Origin of the sequence: Serratia marcescens (assembly GCF_001902635.1) — a bacterium.
GTDB classification, from domain to species: Bacteria; Pseudomonadota; Gammaproteobacteria; order Enterobacterales; family Enterobacteriaceae; genus Serratia; species Serratia marcescens_F.
In genome coordinates, this window is the sequence record NZ_MJAO01000015.1 from 56018 (window position 1) to 82657 (window position 26640).

The window sequence follows — 26640 nt, forward strand, 5'->3', positions numbered from 1 at the left end:
GCGCCGCCACAGGCGGCCGCCCGGCGGTGAGAAACCGACCGACAGGCACCCCCGATTCGCCGGTGCCAGGGATTTAATTGACCAGGATGAGAGCCCATTGATGCCACTTCCGCAATCGCGTTACGACTTACCGCGAATTATCTTCGGCGTGCTGTTTATCGCCATCATGATCGTCGCCTGTTTTTGGGTGATCCAACCGTTTATTCTCGGCTTCGCCTGGGCCGGCATGGTGGTGATCGCCACCTGGCCACTGCTGCTCAAACTGCAAAAGTTGTTATGGGGGCGCCGCTCGCTGGCGGTGCTGGTCATGACCCTGCTGCTGATCCTGCTGTTCATTCTGCCGATCTCTTTGCTGATCAGCAGCGTGGTGGATAACAGCGCGCCGCTGATCGCCTGGGCCAGTTCGCCGGGCAAACTGCATATTCCCGATCTCGCCTGGCTCCAGTCCCTCCCGATGATCGGCGACAAGCTTTACACCAGTTACCATACGCTGATTAACGCCGGCGGCGCCGCGCTGCTGGCGAAGGTGCAGCCGTATTTCGGCCAGACCGCCACCTGGTTCGTGGCGCAGGCGGCGCATATCGGCCGTCTGCTGCTGCACTGCGCGCTGATGCTGCTGTTCAGCGCCTTGTTGTACGCACGCGGCGAGCAAGTAGCGCTGGGTATTCGCCACTTTGCGGTGCGCCTCGGTTCCGAACGCGGCGACGCGGCGGTGCTGCTGGGCGGCCAGGCGATCCGCGCGGTGGCGCTGGGCGTGGTGGTGACGGCATTGGTGCAATCGGTGCTGGGCGGCATCGGTCTGGCGGTGAGCGGCATTCCGGCCGCGACCCTGCTGACGATGCTGATCTTCATCTGCTGCGTGGCACAACTGGGGCCGCTGTTGGTGCTGGTGCCGGCCATCATCTGGCTGTACTGGCACGGCGACACCACCTGGGGCACCGTGCTGCTGGTCTGGAGCTGCGTCGTGGCCACGCTGGATAACGTGTTGCGCCCGGTGCTGATCCGCATGGGCGCCGATCTGCCGCTGTTGCTGATCCTCTCCGGCGTTATTGGCGGTTTGCTGGCCTTCGGCATGATCGGCCTGTTCATCGGCCCGGTGGTGTTGGCGGTGTCTTACCGTCTGCTGACCGCCTGGATGAATGAAGCACCGGAGCCCACGAACGCGCCGGAGCACGTCATCGAAGAGTTGGAAAAACGCTAATCTCCCCCTTCCGCCCGCATCGTCGGGCGGAATATTTCCCCGCCGTCGTTTATATCTACCTAATTCGGGTAATATCTTCGCCAATTATATTGCCGTGGTTTGCTGATTAGCAGAACGACAAATTAAAGATGCAATGTCAATCCGTGTTTGCCGCGAGACGCTAAAAGAGATAACTTCTGTAAATAAAATGTGATGCCGCTATCGATTAGGATGATTCTTAATGACTAGTCGCGTTCAAATATCTAGTATTATGGGCATCTATTGCTTCAAATCACTGATTTTAAAGCAACCTTTCGGAACAATGTAATGCCATACATGTGAATTGCTGTGTGTAGTCTTTGCCCATCTCCTACGATGGGCTTTTTTTTATTCTTTTTTCGCCAAATTGATTATTTTGCACGCCGTTATTTACATTCAGAAATAAAAAGGCCGCAGCGTAAACTGCGGCCTTGCGTTAATACCTTAGCAACGCCGTGGCATTATTTCTTGTTCGACAAATTGATCCAAGTTTGCACCACGGTATCCGGATTGAGCGACAGGCTGTCGATGCCCTGCTCCATCAGCCACTCGGCGAAGTCTTCGTGGTCGGATGGCCCCTGGCCGCAGATGCCGACATATTTGCCGTGGCGCTTGGCCGCCTGAATCGCCATCGACAGCAGCGCTTTTACCGCCTCGTTGCGCTCGTCGAACAGTTCCGACACCACGCCGGAATCGCGATCCAGCCCCAGCGCCAGCTGAGTCATGTCGTTGGAACCGATGGAGAAACCGTCGAAGTGCTCCAGGAACTGATCCGCCAACAGCGCATTGGACGGGATCTCGCACATCATGATCACTTTCAGCCCGTTTTCACCACGCTTCAGGCCCTGACGCGCCAGCTCGGCCACCACCGCTTCCGCCTGCGCCACGGTGCGCACGAACGGCACCATGATCTCGACGTTGGTCAGCCCCATTTCGTTACGCACGCGTTTCACCGCCTCGCACTCCAGCGCGAAGCAATCGCGGAAACTGTCGGCCACGTAGCGACCGGCGCCGCGGAAGCCCAGCATCGGGTTCTCTTCGTGCGGCTCATACTTGTCGCCGCCCACCAGGTTGGCGTACTCGTTGGATTTGAAGTCGGACAGGCGCACGATCACGCGCTTCGGCCAGAAGGCGGCGCCCAGCGTCGCGATGCCTTCAGTCAGGCGGCCGACGTAGAACTCGACCGGGTGATCATAACCCTGCATCAGCGCACGGATCTCATTTTGCAGCGCCGGCGTCTGCTGGTCGAACTCCAGCAGCGCGCGCGGGTGCACGCCGATCATGCGGTTGATGATAAATTCCAACCGCGCCAGGCCCACGCCCTCATTCGGCAAACGCGCGAAGTCGAAGGCGCGATCCGGGTTGCCGACGTTCATCATGATCTTCAGCGGCAGATCCGGCAATTCGGTCACTTCAGAGCTCTGCACGCTGAAATCCAGCATATCGCTGTAAACGAAGCCGGTGTCGCCTTCCGCGCAGGACACGGTGACTTTCTGGCCGTCTTTCAGCACGTCGGTGGCATGGCCGCAGCCCACCACCGCCGGAATACCCAGCTCACGGGCGATGATCGCCGCATGGCAGGTGCGCCCGCCACGGTTGGTGACGATCGCGGCGGCCTTTTTCATGATCGGTTCCCAGTCCGGGTCGGTCATGTCGGTCACCAGCACGTCGCCCGGCAGGATGCGATCCATTTCGCTGATGTCGTGGATCACTTTCACCGGACCAGCGCCGATGCGGTGGCCGATGGCACGGCCTTCCACCAGCACCGGGCTGGAGCCGTTCAGCTGGTAGCGTTCCATGGTCTGCTCGTTGGAGCGGACGGTCTCCGGGCGCGCCTGCACGATCAGCAGCTTGCCGGTGTGGCCGTCTTTCGCCCACTCGATATCCATCGGGCGGCCGTAATGTTTTTCGATCAGGATCGCCTGGTGCGCCAGCGCCTGCACTTCGTCATCCGTCAACGAGAAACGGCTGCGCTGCGCTTCCGGCACGTCTTCGATGCGCACCTGCTTGCCGTGATCCTGCGACGGCGCGTACACCATACGGATTTTCTTCGAGCCCAGGTTGCGGCGGACGATCGCCGGCTTGCCCTTTTGCAGCGTCGGTTTGTGCACGTAAAACTCATCCGGGTTCACCGCGCCCTGCACCACCATTTCGCCCAGGCCGAAGGCGGAAGTGATGAACACCACCTGATCGAAGCCGGACTCGGTGTCGATGGTAAACATCACGCCCGAGGAGGCCAGATCGGAGCGCACCATGCGCTGCACGCCTGCCGACAGCGCCACGCCGCGGTGGTCGTAGCCCTGGTGCACGCGATAAGAGATGGCGCGGTCGTTGAACAGCGACGCGAACACGTGCTTGATCGCCACCATCACGGCGTCGATACCCTGCACGTTGAGGAAGGTTTCCTGCTGGCCGGCGAAGGAGGCGTCCGGCATATCTTCCGCCGTGGCGGAGGAGCGCACCGCAAAGGAGGCTTCCGGTTCGCCGTCGGCGAGCTGTTGGTAAGCCTGATGAATTTCACGTTCGAACTCGGCGTGGAACGGCGTGTCGATCACCCACTGGCGGATCTGGGCGCCGGCCTTGGCCAATTGTGCAACGTCGTCAACGTCAGTCTGATCCAGTAACTGATAGATGCGCTGGTTAACACCGCTTTGTTCGAGGAAATCGTTAAACGCCTGCGCGGTGGTGGCAAAACCGTTCGGCACGGCCACGCCCAAATCGGAAAGATTGGTGATCATTTCACCGAGGGAGGCGTTTTTGCCGCCGACACGGTCAACGTCGTGCATGCCAAGCTGGTTGTACCAAAGCACATTACGCAAGTCTGGGCCATTGTTGGACATCGAGACAATCCTTATTGCTATCAGTAGGGTAAAGACGGATTTAATTCGCTTGCTTTACGGCGCCGCTAAACAACGGAGCCGAATCAGACTAGCACACTGATCCGGGGAAAATGGAAAGGTGAATCGATCAACCCACTGAAGAAAGTGGTTTTTAAGAGAATGTCCTAACCGGCTGATTTGCCTGGGAACCGTTCCCAATCGCACGAAAAGCTTAATTCTCAACAAATTACGTATTTTTTAAACTTCCGTTTTAATGACCACGCAAACGCTACCGTTTTTGATGAAAATAGCGGCAAATTTGCGGTTCAGGCAGAAATGCGCCGTTGAGACGCGATTTTCACACCCGGTAAAGCGCCGTTTCATCCGCAGGCCGCGGCAGCTCGGTTTACCGCCCCGCCGTCACAATTTTTTCCCTCGCCCCTTTACCGACGGATCGTCTGCGGCTCATGATATCGGCAGTGATAACAGCAGGAACACCGTTTTCAGGTAAGGAGCCTCAGGTGGAAAGAAGCGTTTTTTATATTTCGGATGGCACGGCGATCACCGCCGAAGTGCTGGGACATGCGGTGCTGTCGCAGTTTCCGGTCACGGCGACCACCTACACCTTACCCTTTGTCGAAACCGAGGCGCGCGCGCGCGCAGTTCGCCAGCAAATCAATGATATTTATAACGAAACTGGTGTTCGCCCACTGGTGTTTTACTCCATCATTTCGCCGGAAGTGCGCGATGTGATCGTGCAGAGCGAAGGCTTCTGCCAGGATATCGTGCAGGCACTGGTCGGCCCACTGCAAGGGGAGCTGGAAGTGGAGCCGACGCCGGTGCCGAACCGCACCCACGGCCTGACCGCCAGCAACCTCGGCAAGTATGACGCGCGCATCGCCGCCATCGACTATACCCTGGCACACGACGACGGCATTTCGCTGCGCAACCTCGATCAGGCACAGGTGATCCTACTCGGCGTGTCGCGCTGCGGCAAAACCCCCACCAGCCTCTATCTGGCGATGCAGTTCGGCATCCGCGCCGCCAACTACCCGTTTATCGCCGACGATATGGACAATTTGCACCTTCCCGCCTCACTTAAACCGTTTCAGCATAAACTTTTCGGTTTGACCATCGACCCGGAACGCCTGGCGGCGATCCGCGAAGAGCGGCGCGAAAATAGCCGTTACGCCTCATTGCGCCAGTGCCGGATGGAGATCGCCGAGGTCGAGGCGCTGTTCCGCAAAAACCAGATCCGCTATCTCAACACCACCAACTATTCGGTCGAAGAGATCTCCACCAAAATCCTCGACATCCTCGGCATGAGCCGCCGCATGTTCTGAGCCTTTCATGACGGGGCCGCTGCGCCCCGCCACCTGACGTTTATTTCAGCACCGGCTGATTTTTTTGTGCTTTTTTTCGCGGCTTTGATCAACAGAACACCATATCTACGGTTGAATTCAGCGCTTTTTGCGTTATTGTGATCGCCATCACTTCCCGGCACTCCTGCCGCAGAGAAGAACAGTTTCCAGGGAATAACATGCACAAAACAGATGAACTGCGGACCGCGCGCATCGACAGCCTCGTCACGCCGCAAGCGTTGGCGGACAAGCTGCCGATCTCGGCGGCCATCGCAGATAACGTGACCGCGTCACGTAAACGCATTGAGAAAATCCTCACCGGTGAAGACCGCCGCCTGCTGGTGGTGATCGGCCCCTGCTCCATCCACGATCTCGACGCCGCCGTCGATTACGCCGGCCGGCTGAACGCCCTGCGCGAACGCTACCAGGACCGCCTGGAGATCGTGATGCGCACCTACTTCGAAAAACCGCGCACCGTCGTCGGCTGGAAAGGCCTGATCTCCGATCCGGCGCTGGACGGCACCTTCCAGGTCAACCGCGGCATTGAAATGGCACGCCGCCTGTTGCTGGAAGTGAATCAGCTCGGCCTGCCGACCGCCACCGAGTTCCTGGACATGGTGGTCGGCCAATACATTGCCGATCTGATCAGCTGGGGCGCTATCGGCGCACGCACCACCGAAAGCCAGATCCACCGTGAAATGGCTTCGGCGCTCTCTTGCCCGGTCGGCTTCAAAAACGGCACCGACGGCAACACCCGCATCGCCATCGACGCCATTCGCGCGGCGCGCGCCGGGCACATGTTCCTGTCGCCGGACAAAAACGGCCAGATGACCATCTACCAGACCAGCGGCAACCCGTACGGCCATGTCATCATGCGCGGCGGCAAAACGCCGAATTACCACGCCACCGACATCGTCGCCGCCTGCGAAAGTCTGCGCGAGTTCGATTTGCCGGAACACCTGGTGATCGACTTCAGCCACGGCAACTGCCAAAAGCTGCACCGCCGTCAGTTGGAAGTGGCCGACAATGTCTGCCAGCAGATCCGCGCCGGCTCCACCGCCATCACCGGCGTGATGGCGGAAAGTTTCCTGGTGGAAGGCACGCAGAAGATCGTCGCCGGCCAACCGCTGACCTATGGCCAGTCGATCACCGATCCTTGCCTGAGCTGGTCCGACAGCGAACAGCTGCTGGCGATGTTGGCGGATGCGGTCGACAGCCGTTTCTGACGCTCCACAAGCCGGGGTTTCGCCCCGGCTTTATCCATCCTGTCCAGCTCATCTATACTGATCGCAACGCTTTAGCACCCGCCGAACCGCATTGGGAGCCCCGGCATGATTCACTCTCTGTTATCCATCCCCTGCGTCACGCTGCAGGGCGAACAAAAAACGCTGGGCGATTTTCCGGCGCGCGCCTACCTGGTGGTCAACACCGCCAGCAAGTGCGGCTTTACTCCGCAATACCGCGGGCTGGAAAACCTGTGGCAATACTATCGCGAGCGCGGCCTGATGGTGCTTGGCTTCCCCTGCAATCAGTTCGGTGCCCAGGAACCGGGCAGCCCACAGGAGATCGCCGACTTTTGCAGCCTCAACTATGGCGTCAGCTTTCCGCTGTTCAGCAAAATCGAGGTCAACGGCCCCGGCGCCCATCCGCTGTTCAACGAGCTGAAGCGTCTGGCGCCAGGCATTCTGGGCAGCCGCCGCATCAAGTGGAACTTCACCAAGTTTCTGCTCACCGCCGATGGCCAGCGCGTAACGCGCTTTGCGCCGATCACCAAGCCCGAACGTCTGTTTGACCGCATCGAAACCCTGCTGAAATAACCCTCTTCTGAATGGGCCGGGTTCGCCTGGCCCGTCGCAAGATGCCCGTTCGACAAAAAGGTTCCATCGGTAAGAAAATTTTCCTTGATGTAACCTTTCCTTCACATGATAATGATTATCAATTTGATATTGATTTCTATTTAATAGCCTGTTCTATAAGCACAATGATGATGGATACTGCCAACACGCCTACCCCCGCCGCCGCGGCCCCGACCAAGCACAGCGCAAACGCGCCGCCCAGTTACGACAGCGCGCAACTGCTCGGTGCCGACGGCATCGCGTTCATTACTCATCAGGGCCAGCGCTATCAGCTGCGGCAGACTAAGGCCGGGAAATTGATCCTGACCAAATAACCACAGAACCCTCAAACGCCAGCCACCCCGATCGGTTTGATCCAGGCAGCCAGCAAATCTATTGATATGTTTTATTACATACGGAGAGTTGCCCCATGCCTCTGACAGTTTCCACCCGGCTGCGTTTTTCCGCTTTGAGTCTGGCGATTGCCTGCGCTCTGCCTACGGTGGCCTTGGCACAAAACACCAGCACAACATCCTCTTCCAACGCGACGACGGCGAAAAAAGCCAACGCCGCCGACGAAACCATGACCGTGGTCGCCACCGGCAACCAGCGCAGCAGTTTTGAAGCGCCGATGATGGTGACGGTGATCGACGGCAACTCGCCGGAAAGCCAGACTGCCGGCACCGCCGCCGATATGCTGCGCCGCGTACCGGGCATCACCGTCAACGGCACCGGCCGCAGCAACGGTCAGAACGTGACGATGCGCGGCTACGGCAAAAACGGCGTGCTGACGCTGGTCGACGGCATCCGCCAGGGTACCGATACCGGCCACATCGGCGGCACCTTCCTCGATCCGGCGCTGGTGAAACGCATTGAAATCGTGCGCGGCCCCGCTGCGCTGCTGTACGGCAGCGGCGCGCTGGGTGGCGTGATCGCCTACGAGACCGTCGATGCCGCCGACCTGTTGCTGCCGGGCCGCGATAGCGGCTTCCGCGTCTACGGCACCGCCGGCACCGGCGATCACAGTTTGGGCATGGGCGCCAGCGCCTACGGCAAGACCGATAATCTCGACGGCCTGCTGTCGTTCGGCACCCGCGACGTCGGCGATTTACGTCAGGGCAACGGCTTCGATGCGCCAAACGACGAAACCATCAGCAACGTGCTGGCCAAAGGCACTTGGAAAATCGATGACAACCAGTCATTGAGCGGCGATCTGCGCTACTACAACAACAGCGCCCAGGAACCGAAAAACCCGCAGACGCCGGGCAGCTCGAGCGGCAACCCGATGACCCACCGCGCCACCATCCAGCGCGACGCCGCCCTAAGCTACAAACTGAAGCCGGTCGGCCAGGATTGGCTGGACGCCACCGCCAAGCTGTACACCTCGGAAGTCAAAATCAATGCGCACAACGCCGGTGCGACCGACGAATTCCGCAAGCAAACCACCAACGGCGCCAAGCTGGAAAACCGTACGCGCCTGTTCGCCGACAGCTTCGCTTCACACCTGTTGACCTACGGCACCGAGGCCTACAAACAGGAACAAAAACCGGGCGGTGCCGCCGAAAGTTTCCCTCGCGCGAAAATCAACTTCGCCTCCGGCTGGCTGCAGGATGAAATCACGCTGCGCGATCTGCCCATCACGCTGCTCGCCGGCACCCGCTATGACAATTACAAAGGCTCAAGCGACGGCTATGCCGACGTCAATGCCGACAAGTGGTCGTCACGCGGTGCAGTCAGCATTACGCCAACCGACTGGTTGATGCTGTTCGGCTCTTACTCACAGGCGTTCCGCGCGCCGACGATGGGCGAGATGTACAACGACTCCAAACATTTCTCGATACCCATGGGGCCCACCACCCTCACCAACTATTGGGTACCCAACCCCAATTTGAAACCGGAGACCAACGAAACCCAAGAGTACGGTTTTGGTCTGCGATTCGATGAAGTGCTGCTGGCTGATGATAGTTTGCAGTTCAAAGCCAGCTACTTCGATACCAAGGCTAAGGATTACATCACTCCCGATTACACCATGGAGATAGGGCGTGGGCCACGCGGGCCTTACTGCATCAGCTGCACCACATTTTCAACCAACGTCGATCGCGCCAAGATCTGGGGATGGGACACGGCACTCAGTTATAAAACACCGTGGTTTGGCTGGGACTTGGTCTATAACCGCACCCGTGGCAAAAATGAAGCGACCGGCGATTGGCTGGCCGACATCAACCCGGACACCGTCACCAGCTCGCTGGACGTGCCGCTGGGCGAAACCGGTCTGTCCGTCGGCTGGGTCGCCACCTTCGCCGAGCGCGCCAAGCGAGTGCCCGCCACCTACTCGGAACAAGGCGGTTACGGCGTCAACGACTTCTATCTGAGCTATAAGGGCCGCGATCGTTTGCAGGGCGTGACCACCACCGTAGTGCTGGGCAACGCTTTCGACAAAGAATATTACTCGCCGCCGGGCATCCCGCAGGATGGCCGCAACGCCAAACTGCTGGTCAGCTACCAGTGGTAATCATTTGACTATCTGGCGGACACCCGGGGTGTCCGCCGTTCGCATCACAGCGCAGGAGAATCCCGCATGAGCAACACCCTATACGAACGCTACCAACAGGCTAAAATCGATCACCCCGGCAAATACGCCCGCGATCTGGCGGCGATCCTCGGCGTCAGCGAAGCGGAGCTGACGCACGCCCGCGTCGGCCACGACGCCCACCGCCTGCAGGCCGACGCCCGCACCCTGCTGACCGAGCTCGACCAAGTGGGCGTCACCAAGTCCATCACCCGCAACAGCTATGCGGTGCATGAGCAAATGGGCCGCTACCGCAACCAGCACCTCAACGGCCACGCCGGGTTGATCCTCAACCCGCGCGAGCTGGATCTGCGTCTGTTCCTCAACCACTGGACCAGCGCTTTCGCCATGAGCGAAACCAATAAGCGCGGCGTGCGCCACAGCATTCAGTTCTTCGATCAACAGGGCGATGCGCTGCACAAGGTCTATACCACCGAGGAAACCGATCTGCCGGCCTGGATGGCGCTGGTGGAACGCCACCTGAGCGAAGCAAATCCGGCGCTGGCGCTGCAACCCGCCGAGGCGAGCAGCGCCGATGAAACGACGCAGGATAATGCCAAAATCGACGGTGAATGGCGCGCGATGACCGACGTTCACCAGTTTTTCCAGCTGCTGAGCCGCAACAAACTGACGCGCCAGCAGGCGTTCCGCGCCGTCGGCGACGATCTGGCCTATCGGGTGGATAACCGCGCGCTGTCGCAGCTGCTGGAAGCCGCGCAGCAGCAACAAAACGAGATCATGATCTTCGTCGGCAACCGTGGCTGCGTGCAGATCTTTACCGGCCAGATAGAACGCTTGATGCCGCAGGAAGGCTGGATCAATGTGTTCAACCGCCGCTTCACCCTGCACCTGATCGAAGACGCCATCGCCGAAAGCTGGATCACTCGCAAACCGACCAAGGACGGCGTCGTCACCAGCCTGGAACTGTTCGCCGCAGACGGTACGCAGATCGCGCAGCTGTACGGCCAGCGCACCGAAGGCCACCCTGAGCAAACCCAGTGGCGCGAACAGGTCGCCGCGATCGCCGCCAAGGACATCGCCGCATGAAATCATCCTTGATCCGCCGCCTGGCGCTGATGATGACGCTGGCGCTGCCGCTCACCGCCGCGGCGGCGCAGCGCATCGTCTCGATCGGTGGCGACGTGACGGAGATCGCCTTCGCGCTCGGTGCCGGAGAAGACGTGATCGCTCGCGACAGCACCAGCCTGCATCCGGAAGCGGTGACCAAGCTGCCGGACGTCGGCTATATGCGCCAGCTGAACGCCGAAGGCATTCTGGCGCTGAAACCGACGCTGGTGCTGGTCACCGAACTGGCGCAACCGGCGCTGGTGCTCAAACAGTTGGCGGACAGCGGCGTCAAGGTGGTCAGCGTGCCGGGTGACACCACCCTGCAGGCGGTGCCGCAGAAAATCGCCGCGATCGCCGCCGCGCTGCAGCGCGTGGAGCAAGGTAAACAGTTGAGCGAACGCTATCAACAACAGTTGGCGGCGGTCGATACCACCCCGCTGCCGGTCAAGGTGCTGTTCGTGATGAGCCACGGCGGCATCACGCCAATGGCCGCCGGGCAGCACACCGCCGCCGACGCGGTGATCGCCGCCGCCGGATTGAAAAACGCCATGCAGGGCTTTGACCGCTACCGTCCGCTGTCGCAGGAAGGGGTGATCGCCAGCGCGCCGGATCTGCTGCTGGTCACCACCGACGGCGTACGCACCCTCGGCGGCGAACAGCGGCTCTGGACGCTGCCGGGCCTGGCGCTAACGCCGGCGGGCAAACAACGCCGCGTGCTGATCGTCGATGACATGGCGCTGCTGGGCTTCGGCCTGGAAACGCCGGCGGCGCTGGCCAAGCTGCGCCACGCGGCGGAGCAAAAGTAATGCGTTGTCGTACCTCGCCGCAGCTGGCCATCGTCGGTTTGCTGGTGTTGCTGACGCTGCTGGCACTGATCGCCGCCAACCTGGGCGCGCTGACGCTGTCGTTTGGCACCCTGTGGCGCGAACCTTTCAGCGACGCCACCTGGCACATCTGGCTGAACATCCGTCTGCCGCGCGTGCTGCTGGCGGTGGTGGTCGGTTGCGCGCTGGCGGTGTCCGGCGCGGTCATGCAGGGGTTGTTCCGCAACCCGCTGGCGGATCCGAGCCTGCTGGGCATCAGCAGCGGCGGCGCGCTGTTTGTCGCGCTGTTCATCGTCATGCCGCTGGCGTTGCCGGTGACGATCGCGCTGTACGGCCATATGCTGGCGGCGTTCCTCGGCAGCCTGCTGGTGTCGTTATTGATCTACGGTATCAGCCGCAGCGGGCACGGCAATCTGTCGCGGCTGCTGCTGGCGGGCATCGCCATCAACGCCCTGTGCATGGCGGCCATCGGTGTGCTCTCTTACGTCAGCAGCGATCAACAGCTGCGTCAGTTCTCACTGTGGATGATGGGCAGCCTCAGCCAGTCACAGTGGCCGACGCTGACCGTTTCCGCTTCGCTGATCCTGCCTGCGGCGCTGTTGACGTTGTTGCAGGCGCGCCGGCTGAACCTGCTGCAGCTGGGGGACGAAGAGGCCCACTACCTCGGGGTGAACGTTCAGCGCGCCAAACTGCAACTGCTGTTGCTGAGCGCCCTGCTGATCGGCGCCGCGGTGGCGATCAGCGGCGTGATCGGCTTCGTCGGTCTGGTCGTGCCGCACCTGGTGCGCATGCGCCTCGGCGGCGATCACCGCTGGCTGTTGCCCTGCTCCGCACTGGGCGGCGCCTGCCTACTGTTGGTCAGCGACACGCTGGCGCGCACCCTGGTGGCGCCGGCCGAAATGCCGGTCGGGTTGATGACCAGCCTGATCGGCGGCCCTTACTTCTTATGGCTGGTGATACGCCAGCGGGAGCGAACCGGTGGATAACGCCGCCTGCCTGACGGCCCATGCGCTGCGCTACAGCCTCGGCGCGCGCCGCTTGATCAACGACATTTCGCTCAGCCTCGCCGGCGGCGAAATGGTGGCGATTATCGGCCCCAACGGCGCCGGTAAATCGACACTGCTGCGCTTGCTGACCGGCTATTTGACGCCGGACTGCGGCGAGTGTCGGCTGCTTGAGCGCCCGCTGGAACACTGGGCGCCGCAGCAACTGGCCAAAGTCCGGGCCGTGATGCGCCAATACAGCGATCTGGCCTTCCCGTTCAGCGTGGAAGAAGTGGTCAGTATGGGGCGGGCGCCGCACGGCAAACGCGACGAACGCCAGGCGATCCAACAGGTGATGGCGCAGACCGATTGCCTGGCGCTGGCGCAGCGCGACTATCGCCAGCTTTCCGGCGGTGAGCAGCAGCGGGTGCAGCTGGCGCGGGTGTTGGCGCAGCTGTGGCAACCGCAACCGTCCCCCGCCTGGCTGTTCCTCGACGAGCCGACCTCGGCGCTGGATCTTTACCACCAGCAACAGACCCTGCGCCTGCTGCGTTCGCTGACGCGGCAACAACCGCTGGGCGTCTGCTGCGTGCTGCACGATCTCAATCTGGCCGCGCTGTACGCCGATCGCATCCTGCTGTTACATCAGGGGCGACTGGTGGCGAGCGGCACGCCGCAGGAGGTGCTGCAAACGGAGATCCTCACCCGCTGGTATCAGGCCGATCTCGGCGTGGTGCATCATCCCGAAGTGTCGCTGCCGCAGGTCTACCTGCGTCAATAACGTCAAGGGCGCCATTAAGCGTAATGCTTGTCAGTTAATCCTGACTGGCTTTTTTTTATCCAGTCTCTGTACGTGACATGCAGGATGAATTGCCGTAAAAACCCCGAATTTCTCTGTTACTGCAATGAACGGCAATTGAAGAGGCCGAAGGCGCGGCCCCTTCACCCGCGCCTTCGCTTAACACCGTCTGTCCGCTGTGCGGATACCCTCGCCGCGTCTGCATTGTCGGGCGGGTCGGCTACGACAAACGTCCCTGTTAGTCTCGCCTCAACCGGCCTTCCCTGGCCGGTTGCCCCTGACAACGCTGTCTTGCTCGGCAGCCGGAGATGCGCGCCAAAGGTCAACACCCGCGCTGGCGGCTACCGGGCAACCTGTCGCTTATGAGGTTACGGTAGATAAGTTGGAGATGAGCGCGATGTTGGGCGCCCTTGAAGACGCCGAACACAGGCATAGCGCATTAGGCGAAACCGCCATGGACGGCGGTTTCAGGTAAGACAGGCAGGGACGCCTGTCGCAACCGGCCTCAATGCGGTATGGCGGAGGGAGGAAAAATCTGCCAGGAGCAGATTTGAACGCTGCTTGCAGCGGCCCCGAAGGGGCGAGGCCCAGGGATGGGCCGAGTAACGTTGGCAAAGCCAACCGTCTGATAGGCCGAAGGCGCGGGTTGCCAGGGGCCGCGCCTCGGCCCCTGGCTCGGTCGAGGTGCGTGAGCCACATGTGGCATCTCGCTTTTATCGACCGAAAACGTCACGAGTACTTCAAAAACACGCTAACTGACAAGCATTACGCCATTAAGCGCCCTTTTTTCATCTCAGCTGGAGCAGGAAATCTCCAGATGTTTGCCCCAGTCCGGCGGCAGCGCGGCGAGATCGTCATACTCCGGCGCATCGTCGAACGGCCGCAGCAAGGCCTGATGCAACCGCTGCAAACGGCCGACGTCGTCTTTCTCCGCATCTTCAATCGCCTGCTGCGCCAGATAATTGCGCAGAACCAGGCGCGGGTTCACTGCCTTCATCGCCCGTTGCCGCTCCGCATCGCTCACCTGCTCCTGCTGCAAACGCTGACGATACTGCTGATACCAGGCATCAAACGCCGCGCGATCGATAAACTCGTCCCGCAGCGGCGACTGCGCCTGTTGCTGCTCGGTTGCGCTCAACAGGCGGAACGTACGGGTGTAATCCCGCCCTTCCTGTGCCATCAGGCGCAACAGACCGGTGAGCAGGTCATTATCCTGCGCCGTCGGCGTGAAGAAGCCGAGTTTGGCGCGCATCTGTTCGCCGTAGGCGCGCATCAGCGCCGGTTCATACGCCGCCAGCGCCTGCTGCAACTGTTCGGTGGTCATCAACCCCGACAGGGTTTGCGCCAGACGATGCAGGTTCCACAACGCCACCGCCGGCTGATTGTCGAAGGCGTAACGCCCCTGATGATCGGAGTGATTGCAGATATAGCCGGGTTGGTAGTCGTCAAGGAAACCGTAGGGGCCGTAATCGATGGTGATGCCGAGGATCGACATGTTGTCGGTGTTCATCACGCCGTGGGCGAAACCGACGGTTTGCCAACGGGCGATCAGACGCGCCGTGCGTTCGACCACGTCGGTGAACCACAAAACATAGCGCTCAGCCTGATCGTCTAACTGCGGCCAGTGGCGGGCGATGACGAAATCCGCCAGCTGCCGCACCTGTTCCTGCTGTTGGCGATAGTAAAAGTGTTCGAAGTGGCCGAAGCGTACATGGCTTTCCGCCACCCGCAGCAGCATCGCGCCGCGCTCCGGCTGTTCGCGGAAGACCGGCTGCCGGCTGGTGACAATAGTCAGCGCCCGGGTGGTGGGGATCCCCAAATGGTGCATCGCTTCAGAGGCCAGAAACTCGCGGATCACCGAACGCAGCACCGCGCGGCCATCCCCCATGCGCGAATACGGCGTCAGCCCGGCGCCCTTCAGGTGCCAGTCGCGATGGCTGCCGTCCGCCAGGACCTGCTCGCCGAGCAGAATACCACGGCCATCGCCTAGCTGCCCGGCCCAAACGCCGAACTGGTGGCCGCTGTACACCTGCGCCAGCGGCTGCATGCCCGGCAGCAGCGTTTCTCCCGCCCAAATCGGGGTTTTATCCTGCGTAAACCAGCTTTCATCCAGCCCCAGCTCACGCGCCAGCGGCTCGCTGTGATACAGCAGGCGCGCATCCTTGAGCGGCGTCGGGTTCAAGGCGGTGTAGAAACCGGGTAACTGTTGGTAGTAAGCGTTATCGAACTGCGGCATAGGCCCTCCGTTTCAGCGTAGTGTAGAGCCTGTGCGGACGGATTAACACCGAAGGAATGCAGGGAGAACGCATCCGCCTGTCGCCAGGACGGATGCGGGAGGTATCGCGTTTTCGTCATGCGGGGTAAACGCGGTTTCATGCGGGCCGATAAACATTTTTATCAGCGAGAAACGACGGTGAATAACGGTAACGGAATCACGGCAAACATCACCCCGTCCATTATTTACCCCATTGTGTGTAGTTTTTTATATCACTTCTTAATTATTGAACTCGCTGGGCGTTGCCAGCAAACTTTGCAGATTATCCACACCAACGCTGGGCCATAAAAAACCTTGCAGGCCTAAAACACCGGCGTATCTGAGTTTATTAAAATACTCTTTTTTCTCTATTCCTCCGACGATCACGCCTTTACACAACAGGTTGATATTCTTTAACAACGAGTCGATGACTACGTCATACCCCTGATGGGTAAACAACTGCCAGTAAAAACGCTTGTCTATCTTTACATAGTCGAACAAACCATCATACAACGCGGTCAGCGTCGCTTTACCTGACCCGAAATCATCGAGCCACAGCGTAAACATTTCGCTTAATCGACGCACGCTCGGGTTGTTCTTCCCGGCCGAAAGATTCGGAAAACTCTCACTCATTTCAAATGCAATAAAAGGATATTGCCTGATCCATTCACACAGTGCCGGATCGGAAAGAATAAGCTCGACGATGGTTTCTTCAATATTGATGGTCAACTGCACACTGTTACCGGTAAACCAGGCCGCGTGCCGCTCCGCAAGTTTCAATTGCTCATTAAATAACTCAATCCTTTGTTCGGGGGCCAATAAATTAATCCCAATTTCGGCCGGCATGACCAAATCACCGTCAAGACTGTTGAAACGGCTCAACATCTCCACCGCCAACAGCCCACCCTCCATTGAGTAAACAGGTTGAAAAACATAGCTACTAATAAAGTCAGCTTCGAGTTGGATGTTCATTTTAATGCCACAGGATGAATGGCTAGCGTATCATCGTATATCAATATATTTTATCGATCAATCCTTCTGGGATTAATCGGAAATATCAATGTAAATGCCCATGAAATATCATTTAATTGATAGATTAAAGCTATACGACAATCGCGAAAGGCGCAAAGAAAAGCAGCCGAACTTATGCCAGATTTCTCGGCCAACGCGTTTTGGAAAAAGATATTTGGCTTAAGTGGAATGGATGAGGGCGTAAATTTGACTTATCTCCTTTGTTTTAATTAAGAAAAATCTTAAATAAAGTAAAATAATCTTTCCGTCGTAACGCCGATTTTTCCTACCGTTAACGATGACTGATTAAATTTAATAACGCATCAATTCACCCCGCTATTCGCGGCATTGAAAATGTAAAAAAGTGCCCAGCTTGATTTTCAGGAAATCTGCGCTACGCGCCTTTCAACGGGGCTTTAGGCATAAAAAGGGATGAGCGCGCTCATCCCTCCACCGCGGCGGCCGGCTAGCGGATCGTTTCGCTCAGCCATTGCCGCAGCTCGGTCAACTCGGCCATTTGTTGCGGATAGTCCGCCATCAGACGGTCGCAGCAGGCGGCAACGGTCTCGCTGCGGTAGGCGCAGCCCGCCAGCACTTCTGCCAACCGCTGCAACGGGGCGGGATTCAGACTGTCGGTAAACACCTGCGCGCGAACAATCGTTCCTTTCTCCACATCGAAGAACAGGTCCACGCCGCCCCAGGCGAAACGTTCGTTAAGCAGATGGCTGAACGCCGGCGCCTTGCCGAAATTCCATTCCCAGCTGCTCTGCTTGGCAAACTGCGCGGCAAAATCGGGCAGATCGGGAAACACGTCCGGCGATATGATCTCCGGTTCGGCCGTCTCGCCATAGTGAGCGAAGAAGGCCTGTACAATCGCCTCGCACACCTGTTCATGGCTGATGCCCGGCAGAAACTCCGCCAGATTGGCGACGCGCGAACGTACCGAAGTAATGCCCTTGGCCTGCAGTTTTTTAGGATCCGGGTTGAGATAGTCCGCCAGCCGCTCCAAATTGGCGTTCAGCAGCAGCGTGCCGTGATGAAAACCGCGATCCTGCGTTTCGCGATAGGCTGAACCGGATATTTTGCGCAATCCGTCGGCGGTTTCCATCACCAGATCGTTGCGCCCCGAGGCACCGGCCGTCACGCCCAACTGCCGCAGCGCCTGTAGAATGATGTCGGTCGAGACGGTTTTGTCGTAACCCGGTTTGCCGGCCATAAAGGTGAAACAGGTATTGCCCAGGTCGTGAAACACCGCCCCGCCGCCGCTGCTGCGCCGCGCCAGCCGAATGCCATCCAGCTCCATGCGCCGGGTATTGCACTCTTTCCAGGGGTTCTGCGACTGGCCAATGACCACCGTTTCGGCATTACGCCACAGGAAAAGGATTTTTTGCGTGGTCATTTCACGGAAGATGCACTCTTCCACCGCGAGATTGAACCAGGGGTCGTAGGAGTCGGAGATAAGTAAACGCAGGCTGTTCATGGCAGACACCGTTTTAAACACGTGATGCCGCCATGATACACCAAATTCAACGGGTTAAGACTAAATGCGCCGCGCCTGCCAGTACACCCGTTTCCAATAGACGTTATCGAGCGAGGAGCGGATCACCCCTCGGCTGGTCGATGCGTGGATAAATTGGTCGTTGGTATCGTAAATGCCGACGTGCAGACCGTTCTCACCGCCGCCGGTTTTGAAAAATACCAGATCGCCCGGCATCAGCTCATCGCGTGATACCTTGGTACCCAGCGAAGTTTGTTCTTCGGTCGAGCGCGGCAGCTGCATGTCGAAGCGGTCGCGGAACGTGCGGTAGACAAAGCCGGAGCAATCTACACCGCCGCGATCCAGGCCGCCGTAGCGGTATGGCGTGCCGTACCACTGGCGCAGTTGCTCATTGAGCTGGGCCACCACCACGATCGAATCCGCCAGACGGCCGCTGGGCGGCGGCGCATGGCTGCTGCAACCGGCGAGGATCAAACTGGCTAATAAAAACCATACACGCATCCGTATAATATCCCTTCATTGAACACGTTGCCGTATCATGCCGTCCGGTACGCCACAACACCGCCTGCGAGGTAAAGCCGGCACCGTGTAAGGAGAGCGCTATTTGGCGTTAATTTATCTCCCGCATGGGGAAAAAGGCAAGCGCCATGAGGGAGATAATAGCAGGAGCGCCGGTTTTGACCCTATTCCGGCGATTTTGTGTCGGATTTGCTGTTAATCAGCCAGACGCCGAACAGAATAAACAACGTGCCCAATGTTTTCAGCAGCGTAGCGGATTCGTTGAACCACGGCAGTATCACCGCCGCTAAATAGACCAGCGCATAGCTGACGCTGAGCAGAGGATAAGCGCGATTTAACGGTAGGTGGCGCAGCGCGAAGAACCAACACAGCATCGACAGCGCATAGCCGAAGATGCCGCAGCCCACCGCCAGCAGCGGTAGCCAGTAATCGGCGATCAGTGCCAACGAGACATCGGCGAACGACATCAGTGGGATTTGCACCATGCCCCACTTCATCAGCAACTGCGCCAGCGTCACCAACAGTACGCTGGCGGCGCCCCAGGCATAGCCCCTCATGAATGCACGCTCATCAGCAGGATCCCCAACATAATCGACGCCACGCCGCACCAATGGCGAGCGGTCGTCGGTTCATGAAACACCCAGCGCGCAGCCAGCGTCACCATCACGAAGTTCAGACTGAGCATCGGATAGGCCAGGCTGAGCGGCAAGCGCTGCAGCACATAGAGCCACACCGCCATGCCCAGCCCCAACAGCAGCACCGCCAACCCCAGCCAACGCAGCGTCTTCTTCAACCGCGCCTCGTCCGACCGTTCCCAACAATGCGCCGCCTGTTTTTGGCACAGCTGCCCACCACAGGTGAGCAGACTGACCACAATCACCAACAGAAAACCGATCATGGCTGCTGTTTATACCACATCAGCACCAGACGGTTCATGCGCTCTACCTTGTCCGCGGCAGGCAACTCCTGCGGCAGCGCTTCGCCACGGGACAGCTGCAACACCAGCGACACATTCCCCTGCTTGCGCGCCTGAGCCAGCCACTGCGGGAAGTCAGCGTCGCTGATCAAATGCCCCTTGGCATCCGGATACTCCAGACCATAGGCAACTTCGCCTTTCTGGCTGAACATCAGCACATCACTGCGCTTCAGCTCCCAGGCCAGGCCGGCCGCCACCCCGACGCTGTCGGTCAGCACGTAACGGCTGTCGCCCAGTTCGGCCATATTCACACGCGCGAAGTTCTGCGGCAGTTTGGAATCCGTCACCTGTTGCGGGATGGCGTAACCGATCACCAGGCACAGCAGCACCGGACAAGCCGCCGCCCAGCGCCACTGGCGGCCGTTATCGCGGGCGGAGACCAGTGCGAACAGCAGCCAGCCGCCGAAGGCGACCAGGCCGAGCACCACCTTCGGCCACTCCTGCGCGGTAAACAGATGCGCTTTCGGCAGCAGACCGGAGCTCAATACCACCAGCGCCACGATGCCGATCAGCCCGAACAGGCCGTTCAGCCAGGCGTTGGCCTTGAACAGTTTGGCGCGCAGCGTGGCGGCGTAGTCTTCCGCATAGGCGGTCATCAGCAACGCCAGCGGCGCCATGCACGGCAGAATATAGGTCGGCAGCTTGCCTTTGGCGATGCTGAAGAAGATCAACGGCATCATCGCCCAGCTCAACAGGAAGAACAGCTCCGGGCGTTGCACGCGTTCACGCCAACCTTTGAGCAGCGCGCCGGGCAGCAGCGCCAGCCACGGCAGCACCGCCCCCAACAGAATCGGCAGGTAATACCAGAACGGCGCCTTGTGCTGGGCGTTATCTTCGGCAAATCGCTGAATATGCTCGACCCAGAAGAAGTAATTCCAGTAGTCGGGTTCGCGTTGCGCGATCGCCAGCGCCCACGGCAGGCTGAGCAGCGTGGCGGTCACAATCGCCACCGGGCCGTAGAACAGCAAATCCTTGATCCGACGTTGTTGGATGGCGATCGGGAGCACCGCAATCACCGGCACCGCCAGCGCCAGAAAACCTTTGGTCATAAAGCCCATGCCGCAGGCCAGTCCCAGCAGCGCGTAAGCACCCAGTTTGCCTTTGACCGAGGAGGCTTTTAGCGTCAGGTAATAGCTGACCATCGCCGCCGCCAGCCACAGCGAGATCATCGGATCGAGCACGCTGTAAGTACCGATGCTGAACACCAATACCATCGACAGGAACATCAGCGTCGCCAGGCTGGCGCGGCGCGCATTGCGCCACATCAACATCGCCAGCGCGAACACCAGCAGTGCGGTCATACCGGTGCTGAACACCGAGCCGAAACGCACTGCGAAGTTATTTTCGCCGAACAGCCATTGGCTGATGTTATTGAACCAGTAGCCCGCCACCGGCTTTTCGAAGTAGCGCAGCCCCAGCAGGTGCGGCACGACCCAATCGCCGCGTTGCAGCATTTCACGGCTAATCTCGGCATAACGCGTCTCATCCGGCTGCCACAGCAGGCGACCGTTAAGCGGGATCAGGTAAACCAGAGCAAAAAAAATGGCCAGCAGAATGGCCCAGGATCCTTTTAGCGCCTTCATGTAACGTCCTTCACATCGGTTTGACAGCCCAGCCAACCTTCGCGGCCAGGGAAAGGAGCACGCTTGATGCGGCCCAACGGCAGTGACGCCAAATCTTGCGGTAACAGCGCGCTCAACGGGCAGAATTCGATGCCCTGCTGTTGCGCGCGTTGTAATAACTGTTCAAACATCGCCGCCTGCGACATACCTTCCACTTCGGTGTGAATGGTATACACCGGTACGCCGCGATCGTTCTCGATGGCGCGCAGAATATAGTCGTTGAAATCGGCCATGCTGACTTCGCTGCCGATCACTTCGTCGAAGGTGGGCAGCGTCACCGGGATCTGCACCGTGCCATGACGCCCGTCGCTCAGCACCGGCCGGAACGGATGGGTGCCGCGGCAATCGCTGTTGTAATGGAAACCGAAGCGCTGCTTGACTTCCAGCACGCGCGTATCAGCGCGCCAGCCCGCCACGGCGGAACATTTGACCGGCTGCCCGGTGCAGGCGCTCAGGGCATCGACGCCCAGCTGCACCTGTTCGGTCAGTTGCGCCTCGCTCCACTTGCCGACCTTGGCCTGCCACCCCTGGTGATCCCAGGCGTGCAGCCCGACTTCATGGCCGGCTTCGGCGGTGCGCTTCATCAACGGCCCCAAGGCGCGCGAGATGTTGCGCCCCGGCCAGGCGGTGCCGGCCAGCAGAATGTCCATGCCGTACAGCGAAGCGGCGTTCGAGCGCAGCATTTTCCACAGAAATTTCGGACGCAAAAGGCGCCAAAGATGGCGCCCCATGTTGTCCGGTCCCACGCTGAAGAAGAAGCTGGCCTGAATGTCGTACTTTTCAAACAGGTCCAGCAACTGCGGCACCCCTTCACGGGTGCCGCTGAAGGTATCTACATCAACCCGCAGACCGACTTTCTTCATGCATCGTTCCCTTCCTGAACGGTAGTGCGCAGGAAGTAGTCCAGCGTATCGGCGACGGTTTGCTTCATCTCGATGGTCGGCTGCCAGCCCAGCAGGCGGTGAGCGTTTTTGATGCTCGGCGTGCGGTGCTCAACGTCCTGGTAGCCTTTACCGTAGTAGCTGCTGCTCTCCACATCCTTGAAGCCGGCAAACGGCGGGAAGCGATCGCGCAGCGGGTGGTTGTTGAAGCTTTCCAGCAGCATTTCCGCCAGCTCGCGAATGCTCGCTTCGTTGGTCGGGTTACCGATGTTGACGATCTGGCCGTCGCACAGGCCGTCGCGGTTTTCGATGATGCGGAACAGCGCTTCGATACCGTCATTGATGTCGGTGAAGCAACGTTTCTGCGCGCCGCCGTCCATCAGTTTGATCGGCGAACCTTCCACCAGGTTGAGGATCAGCTGAGTGATGGCACGGGAAGAACCGATGCGCGCGGCGTCCAGATTGTCCAGGCGTGGCCCCATCCAGTTGAACGGACGGAACAGCGTGAACTTCAGGCCTTCTTTAGCGCCGTAAGCCCAGATCACCCGATCCAGCAGCTGTTTGGATACCGAGTAGATCCAACGCTGTTTGTTGATCGGCCCGACGATCAGACGCGAATGGTCTTCGTCGAACTCTTTGTCGTCGCACATGCCGTACACTTCAGAGGTGGACGGGAAGATGATGCGCTTGTTGTATTTCACGCAGTCGCGAACGATCTTCAGGTTCTCTTCGAAATCCAGCTCGAACACGCGCAGCGGGTTACGGGTGTATTCGATCGGCGTCGCGATCGCCACCAGCGGCAGCACCACGTCGCATTTCTTGATGTGATACTCGATCCACTCGGAGTGGATGCTGATGTCGCCTTCCACGAAGTGGAAACGCGGGTTGTCGAGGAAGCGGCTGATGGCGTCAGAACCGATGTCCAGACCGTAAATGTCGTAGCGATCGTCGCGCAGCAGGCGCTCGGTCAGGTGGTTACCGATGAAACCGTTGACCCCGAGGATCAGCACGCGGGTACGGCGCTTCATCACGGCGTTCGGCTTGGCGGCCAGACGCACGTCGGTGACGATGCCCATTTCCTGCGCCAGGCGGCTGCCCTGCACGTACAGACCGTTGTCGTTCTGACCGGCGACGATCTCCAGCGCGCCTTCACCGCAGGCGATGACCAGCGGCGCAGTGCTCAGCACGGTGCCCGGCTGCTTGTCGTGTTGGGTATCCACCACGCGAGAACGCCAGACGATCAGCTTGCGCTGGCCGAGGTAGCTGAACGCACCCGGGTACGGCTCGGTGACGGCGCGCACCAGGTTGTTGATCTCTTTAGCGGATTTGTGCCACAGGATCTCACCATCCGCCGCGGTGCGGCGGCCGAAGTAGCTAGCCTGGGACTCATCCTGCTTAGTGAAGGTGGCAGTGCCGTTCTTCAGCTTTGGCAGTTGCTCTTTCAATACCGCCTGCGCGGCTTCCAGCACTTTTTTGTGCAGCGTCAGCGCGGTGTCATTGTCGGCGATGGTCACTTTCTGCTGACCGACGATGTCGCCGGCGTCCGGGCGTTTCACCATCTTGTGCAGCGTGGCGCCGGTTTCGGTTTCGCCATTCACCAGCGCCCAATTCACCGGCGCGCGGCCACGGTAACGCGGCAGCAGAGAGCCGTGCAGGTTGAAACCGCCCTGCGGCGCCAGCGACAGGATCTCGTCGCTCAGCATGTGGCGGTAGTAGAACGAGAAGATCACGTCCGGCTGCAGTTCGCGAATGCGGTCAACCCACAGCGGGTGGTTCACGTCTTCCGGTGCGTAGACCGGCAGATCCAATTCGGCGCCCAAACGGGCCACGGAGGAGAAGAAGTTGTTCTCACCAGGGTCGTCGGTGTGCGTGAATACGGCTTGCACATCATAACCCGCCTCAGTCAGCGCTTTCAGACCTGCGCAGCCAATATCATGGTAAGCAAATACAATAGCTTTCATCATTCTTCTTCCTGAGTATTGTGGTCCTGCTGTACGCCGACCACTTTCTGAACAAAATAGCGAGGACGCGCACGCACGTCGGTATAGATGCGGCCGATGTATTCACCCAGCAACCCCATGCCAACAAACTGGGCGCCGATAAAGGTGAACAGTACGGCGAATAGGGTGAACACGCCGCCGGCGGCCCATTCAGGCCCCAGCAGCAGACGCAGCGCAATCAGCACCAGCGCCAGCACAAATCCGGACAGCGCCACGATGCTGCCGACCACGCTGAGCAAACGCAGCGGCGTGGTGGTCAGGCAGGTGATCAGGTCGTACATCAGGTTGATCAGCTTCATCAAGCTGTACTTGGAGTCGCCAAACTCGCGTTCTGCGTGACGAACTTCGATTTCGGTCGTGCGCCGAGCGAAGGTGTTCGCCAGAATCGGAATAAAGGTGCTGCGCTCATGGCAGTGCAGCATCGCTTCGACGATATGGCGACGGTAGGCGCGCAGCATGCAACCGTAGTCCCCCATCGACTTGCCGGTGGCGCGTTGAATCATCATGTTAATCACGCGTGAGGCGCTTTTGCGGAACCAGGAATCCTGACGGTTGGCGCGCACGGTGCCCACTACGTCGTAGCCTTCTTCCGCTACGCTGACCAGCCGAGGGATCTCCTCCGGCGGGTTCTGCAGATCGGCGTCCAGCGTAATCACCAGATCGCCGGTCACCTGGTTGAAACCGGCCATGATCGCCGAGTGCTGGCCATAGTTGCGGTTCAACAAGACGGCAATCACATGGCTGTCCGGCTTTTCCGCCGCGGCGGTCAGCATTTCAGCGGAGTTGTCGCTGCTGCCATCATCGACAAGGATGATTTCATAAGGTTGAGATAACTGCTTACAAGCGGCGGTAGTGCGCTCCAGCAACGCAGGCAGGCTTTCCTGCTCGTTGTATACCGGGATCACTACCGATACTTTTTTGATCGGTTCAACGCGAGACACGTAAAGACTCCACAACAGAAGACAAGGCATTGACCACGCGATCGACATCGGCGTCGGTCATGTCAGGGAATAGCGGTAAGGTGCACAGCCGCGCCGAGTTCCATTCGGTATTCGGCAGCGACAGCTGCGGGTAACGCTCACGGTAGAATTTCTGGGTATGCGCGGCGCGGAAATGCAGCCCGGTACCGACGCCCACCTCTTTCAAACGTTCCATCAGCTGGTCGCGATCGATGCCGCAACGTTCTGGATCAACACGCACCATAAACAGGTGCCAGGCGTGATCGTGCGGATAATCCGGCAACCCCAACGGCTGGAACGGTGAGCCTTCGAGGGCACTCAAATAGCGCTGCGCCAGCGCTTTACGGCGCGCGTTCAGCTCGGTGAAGCGCGACAGTTGCACCACGGCGATCGCCGCATGAATGTCGGAAAGGTTGTATTTGTAACCCGGCTCCACCACTTCGGCCTGCGGCTTGCGGCCGAGCTGCTGGCGGTCGAAGGCATCGACGGCCAGGCCGTGGAACTTCAGGCAACGCAGGCGATCCGCCAGCGCATCGTCGTCGGTGGCGATCAGGCCACCTTCGGCGCAGGTCACGTTTTTAATCGCGTGGAAAGAGAAGATCGCCGTGCCGCGCGCGCCGACCCACTCACCGTTGTAACGCGTGCCGACCGCATGGGCGGCGTCTTCGATCAACGGCAGGCGGTGGCGTTCGGCCACGGCGCGCAGCGCATCCATCTGCAACGGGGCACCGGCGTAATGCACCGGAACAATCGCTTTGGTTTTCGGGGTGATGGCGGCCTCGACATCGGCGGCGCTGACCATCAACGTATCACGATCAACGTCGATCATCACCGGCGTGGCGCCCAGCAGCTCGATCATGTTGAGGGTGGAAACCCAGGTTTGCGAAGGGGTGATGACTTCATCGCCGGGACCGATGCCCAGCGCCATCAGAGTGATGTGCATGCCCGCGGTCGCGGAACAGACGGCAATGGCGTGCTTACAGCCGAAGGTGGAACAGAAGTCGCTTTCCAGTTGCTGATTTTGCGGCCCGGTGGTGATCCAGCCGGAACGCAACACCTTCTCTACCGCGGCGATTTCTTCATCGCCAATGGCCGGACGAGAGAAAGGTAAAAATTGATCCATAGTTAACCCCAAACGTATCGAACTGCTTTTGATGACACTGTAAATCCCTTTCGTTTAACGAATATTAAACGCCAGAGAAGAATCGTTTCCGTGGATTAACTGCCAATGTAAGGCCGCAAGCTTAACTAAACCTTAAGACGAGACTTGTCATCAGTGGGTGAACTGATTGGTGGGTGCCGTCATCATCGATTAAAATTTTTTATGAAAATCAATGTATTATATTTATTAATAATTATTAACATGTTTTATTTTTGCCGAATCAAGCGTAGCACGTCGTCGACGTTTTTCAAGGAAATCGGTAAGAAAATGAGAGGCAGCAC

General features: G+C 59.3%; 22 protein-coding genes and 1 other RNA gene. 11 read left to right on the plus strand and 12 right to left on the minus strand.

Going from position 1 to position 26640, the window contains the following annotated elements; genetic code table 11:
• The first annotated feature begins 100 nt into the window (after positions 1-100).
• The gene (ydiK, locus tag BHU62_RS15860; protein ID WP_073532862.1) at positions 101-1201 is read left to right on the plus strand and encodes an AI-2E family transporter YdiK; all 1101 of its coding nucleotides are present in this window, start codon (positions 101-103) and stop codon (positions 1199-1201) included.
• Between the two features lie 274 nt (positions 1202-1475).
• Positions 1476-1571: antisense sRNA RprA (gene rprA, locus BHU62_RS15865), an RNA gene on the plus strand.
• 109 nt (positions 1572-1680) lie between these two features.
• Here rprA and ppsA read toward each other — a convergent pair.
• Positions 1681-4059 (minus strand): phosphoenolpyruvate synthase, encoded by a 2379-nt coding sequence (gene ppsA / locus BHU62_RS15870; protein WP_073532863.1) that lies wholly within the window; start codon positions 4057-4059, stop codon positions 1681-1683.
• Between the two features lie 446 nt (positions 4060-4505).
• Here ppsA and BHU62_RS15880 point away from each other — a divergent pair, with 446 nt between their 5' ends.
• From BHU62_RS15880 to BHU62_RS15920, 9 genes are all read left to right on the plus strand, one after another.
• Positions 4506-5381, plus strand: coding sequence for a pyruvate, water dikinase regulatory protein (locus tag BHU62_RS15880; protein ID WP_171971326.1), 876 nt, complete (start codon positions 4506-4508; stop codon positions 5379-5381).
• A 197-nt stretch (positions 5382-5578) separates the two neighbouring features.
• The gene (locus BHU62_RS15885) at positions 5579-6625 is read left to right on the plus strand and encodes a 3-deoxy-7-phosphoheptulonate synthase (RefSeq protein WP_073532865.1); all 1047 of its coding nucleotides are present in this window, start codon (positions 5579-5581) and stop codon (positions 6623-6625) included.
• A 105-nt stretch (positions 6626-6730) separates the two neighbouring features.
• Positions 6731-7216: a glutathione peroxidase gene (locus BHU62_RS15890; protein ID WP_073532866.1), complete on the plus strand. Its 486-nt coding sequence runs from the start codon at positions 6731-6733 to the stop codon at positions 7214-7216.
• A gap of 170 nt (positions 7217-7386) precedes the next feature.
• Positions 7387-7569 carry a hemin uptake protein HemP gene (gene hemP, locus BHU62_RS15895; protein ID WP_073532925.1) on the plus strand — a complete coding sequence of 61 codons (183 nt, stop codon included), beginning with the start codon at positions 7387-7389 and terminating at the stop codon, positions 7567-7569.
• Positions 7570-7664: 95 nt separating this feature from the next.
• Entirely contained in the window at positions 7665-9746 is a 2082-nt protein-coding gene (locus BHU62_RS15900; protein WP_073532867.1) for a TonB-dependent hemoglobin/transferrin/lactoferrin family receptor, read from the plus strand.
• 66 nt (positions 9747-9812) lie between these two features.
• Complete coding sequence (locus BHU62_RS15905; protein ID WP_073532868.1) at positions 9813-10850, plus strand: hemin-degrading factor; 1038 nt, start codon at positions 9813-9815, stop codon at positions 10848-10850.
• Entirely contained in the window at positions 10847-11677 is an 831-nt protein-coding gene (locus BHU62_RS15910; RefSeq protein WP_073532869.1) for a heme/hemin ABC transporter substrate-binding protein, read from the plus strand. The genes BHU62_RS15905 and BHU62_RS15910 overlap by 4 nt, the downstream gene beginning before the upstream one ends.
• Positions 11677-12681, plus strand: coding sequence for a FecCD family ABC transporter permease (locus BHU62_RS15915; protein ID WP_073532870.1), 1005 nt, complete (start codon positions 11677-11679; stop codon positions 12679-12681). The genes BHU62_RS15910 and BHU62_RS15915 overlap by 1 nt, the downstream gene beginning before the upstream one ends.
• Positions 12674-13459 carry a heme ABC transporter ATP-binding protein gene (locus tag BHU62_RS15920; RefSeq protein WP_073532871.1) on the plus strand — a complete coding sequence of 262 codons (786 nt, stop codon included), beginning with the start codon at positions 12674-12676 and terminating at the stop codon, positions 13457-13459. Before BHU62_RS15915 ends, BHU62_RS15920 begins: the two co-directional genes overlap by 8 nt.
• An 811-nt stretch (positions 13460-14270) precedes the next feature.
• Here BHU62_RS15920 and BHU62_RS15925 read toward each other — a convergent pair.
• The 11 genes from BHU62_RS15925 to arnB all read right to left on the minus strand — a co-directional run bounded on the left by BHU62_RS15925 (position 14271) and on the right by arnB (position 26320).
• A complete protein-coding gene (locus BHU62_RS15925; RefSeq protein ID WP_073532872.1) occupies positions 14271-15713 on the minus strand; it encodes a protein adenylyltransferase SelO in 1443 nt (480 codons plus the stop codon).
• 258 nt (positions 15714-15971) lie between these two features.
• The gene (locus tag BHU62_RS15930) at positions 15972-16703 is read right to left on the minus strand and encodes an EAL domain-containing protein (protein WP_073532873.1); all 732 of its coding nucleotides are present in this window, start codon (positions 16701-16703) and stop codon (positions 15972-15974) included.
• Positions 16704-17208: 505 nt separating this feature from the next.
• On the minus strand, positions 17209-18222 hold the full coding sequence (locus tag BHU62_RS15935) for a lipoate--protein ligase A (protein ID WP_073532926.1): 1014 nt from the start codon (positions 18220-18222) through the stop codon (positions 17209-17211).
• A gap of 60 nt (positions 18223-18282) precedes the next feature.
• Entirely contained in the window at positions 18283-18747 is a 465-nt protein-coding gene (locus BHU62_RS15940; protein WP_016927954.1) for an NlpC/P60 family protein, read from the minus strand.
• A gap of 176 nt (positions 18748-18923) precedes the next feature.
• A complete protein-coding gene (arnF, locus tag BHU62_RS15945; RefSeq protein ID WP_073532874.1) occupies positions 18924-19316 on the minus strand; it encodes a 4-amino-4-deoxy-L-arabinose-phosphoundecaprenol flippase subunit ArnF in 393 nt (130 codons plus the stop codon).
• Entirely contained in the window at positions 19313-19657 is a 345-nt protein-coding gene (gene arnE, locus BHU62_RS15950) for a 4-amino-4-deoxy-L-arabinose-phosphoundecaprenol flippase subunit ArnE (protein WP_073532875.1), read from the minus strand. Before arnE ends, arnF begins: the two co-directional genes overlap by 4 nt.
• Positions 19654-21318 (minus strand): lipid IV(A) 4-amino-4-deoxy-L-arabinosyltransferase, encoded by a 1665-nt coding sequence (gene arnT, locus BHU62_RS15955; RefSeq protein WP_073532876.1) that lies wholly within the window; start codon positions 21316-21318, stop codon positions 19654-19656. Before arnT ends, arnE begins: the two co-directional genes overlap by 4 nt.
• Positions 21315-22220, minus strand: a complete 906-nt coding sequence (gene arnD, locus BHU62_RS15960) for a 4-deoxy-4-formamido-L-arabinose-phosphoundecaprenol deformylase (protein ID WP_073532877.1) — start codon at positions 22218-22220, stop codon at positions 21315-21317. The genes arnT and arnD overlap by 4 nt, the downstream gene beginning before the upstream one ends.
• Entirely contained in the window at positions 22217-24199 is a 1983-nt protein-coding gene (arnA, locus tag BHU62_RS15965) for a bifunctional UDP-4-amino-4-deoxy-L-arabinose formyltransferase/UDP-glucuronic acid oxidase ArnA (RefSeq protein ID WP_073532927.1), read from the minus strand. Before arnA ends, arnD begins: the two co-directional genes overlap by 4 nt.
• Positions 24199-25179: an undecaprenyl-phosphate 4-deoxy-4-formamido-L-arabinose transferase gene (gene arnC, locus BHU62_RS15970; protein ID WP_073532878.1), complete on the minus strand. Its 981-nt coding sequence runs from the start codon at positions 25177-25179 to the stop codon at positions 24199-24201. Before arnC ends, arnA begins: the two co-directional genes overlap by 1 nt.
• Positions 25166-26320, minus strand: coding sequence for a UDP-4-amino-4-deoxy-L-arabinose aminotransferase (arnB, locus tag BHU62_RS15975; protein ID WP_073532879.1), 1155 nt, complete (start codon positions 26318-26320; stop codon positions 25166-25168). The genes arnC and arnB overlap by 14 nt, the downstream gene beginning before the upstream one ends.
• Between the last annotated feature and the right edge of the window lie 320 nt (positions 26321-26640).

Coding starts and splice junctions, on each gene's coding strand:
- ydiK (WP_073532862.1), top strand. CDS start 101: ATGCCACTTCCGCAATCGCGTTACGACTTACCGCGAATTATCTTCGGC.
- ppsA (WP_073532863.1), bottom strand. CDS start 4,059: ATGTCCAACAATGGCCCAGACTTGCGTAATGTGCTTTGGTACAACCAG.
- BHU62_RS15880 (WP_171971326.1), top strand. CDS start 4,506: ATGATATCGGCAGTGATAACAGCAGGAACACCGTTTTCAGGTAAGGAG.
- BHU62_RS15885 (WP_073532865.1), top strand. CDS start 5,579: ATGCACAAAACAGATGAACTGCGGACCGCGCGCATCGACAGCCTCGTC.
- BHU62_RS15890 (WP_073532866.1), top strand. CDS start 6,731: ATGATTCACTCTCTGTTATCCATCCCCTGCGTCACGCTGCAGGGCGAA.
- hemP (WP_073532925.1), top strand. CDS start 7,387: ATGGATACTGCCAACACGCCTACCCCCGCCGCCGCGGCCCCGACCAAG.
- BHU62_RS15900 (WP_073532867.1), top strand. CDS start 7,665: ATGCCTCTGACAGTTTCCACCCGGCTGCGTTTTTCCGCTTTGAGTCTG.
- BHU62_RS15905 (WP_073532868.1), top strand. CDS start 9,813: ATGAGCAACACCCTATACGAACGCTACCAACAGGCTAAAATCGATCAC.
- BHU62_RS15910 (WP_073532869.1), top strand. CDS start 10,847: ATGAAATCATCCTTGATCCGCCGCCTGGCGCTGATGATGACGCTGGCG.
- BHU62_RS15915 (WP_073532870.1), top strand. CDS start 11,677: ATGCGTTGTCGTACCTCGCCGCAGCTGGCCATCGTCGGTTTGCTGGTG.
- BHU62_RS15925 (WP_073532872.1), bottom strand. CDS start 15,713: ATGCCGCAGTTCGATAACGCTTACTACCAACAGTTACCCGGTTTCTAC.
- BHU62_RS15930 (WP_073532873.1), bottom strand. CDS start 16,703: ATGAACATCCAACTCGAAGCTGACTTTATTAGTAGCTATGTTTTTCAA.
- BHU62_RS15935 (WP_073532926.1), bottom strand. CDS start 18,222: ATGAACAGCCTGCGTTTACTTATCTCCGACTCCTACGACCCCTGGTTC.
- arnF (WP_073532874.1), bottom strand. CDS start 19,316: ATGAGGGGCTATGCCTGGGGCGCCGCCAGCGTACTGTTGGTGACGCTG.
- arnE (WP_073532875.1), bottom strand. CDS start 19,657: ATGATCGGTTTTCTGTTGGTGATTGTGGTCAGTCTGCTCACCTGTGGT.
- arnT (WP_073532876.1), bottom strand. CDS start 21,318: ATGAAGGCGCTAAAAGGATCCTGGGCCATTCTGCTGGCCATTTTTTTT.
- arnD (WP_073532877.1), bottom strand. CDS start 22,220: ATGAAGAAAGTCGGTCTGCGGGTTGATGTAGATACCTTCAGCGGCACC.
- arnA (WP_073532927.1), bottom strand. CDS start 24,199: ATGAAAGCTATTGTATTTGCTTACCATGATATTGGCTGCGCAGGTCTG.
- arnB (WP_073532879.1), bottom strand. CDS start 26,320: ATGGATCAATTTTTACCTTTCTCTCGTCCGGCCATTGGCGATGAAGAA.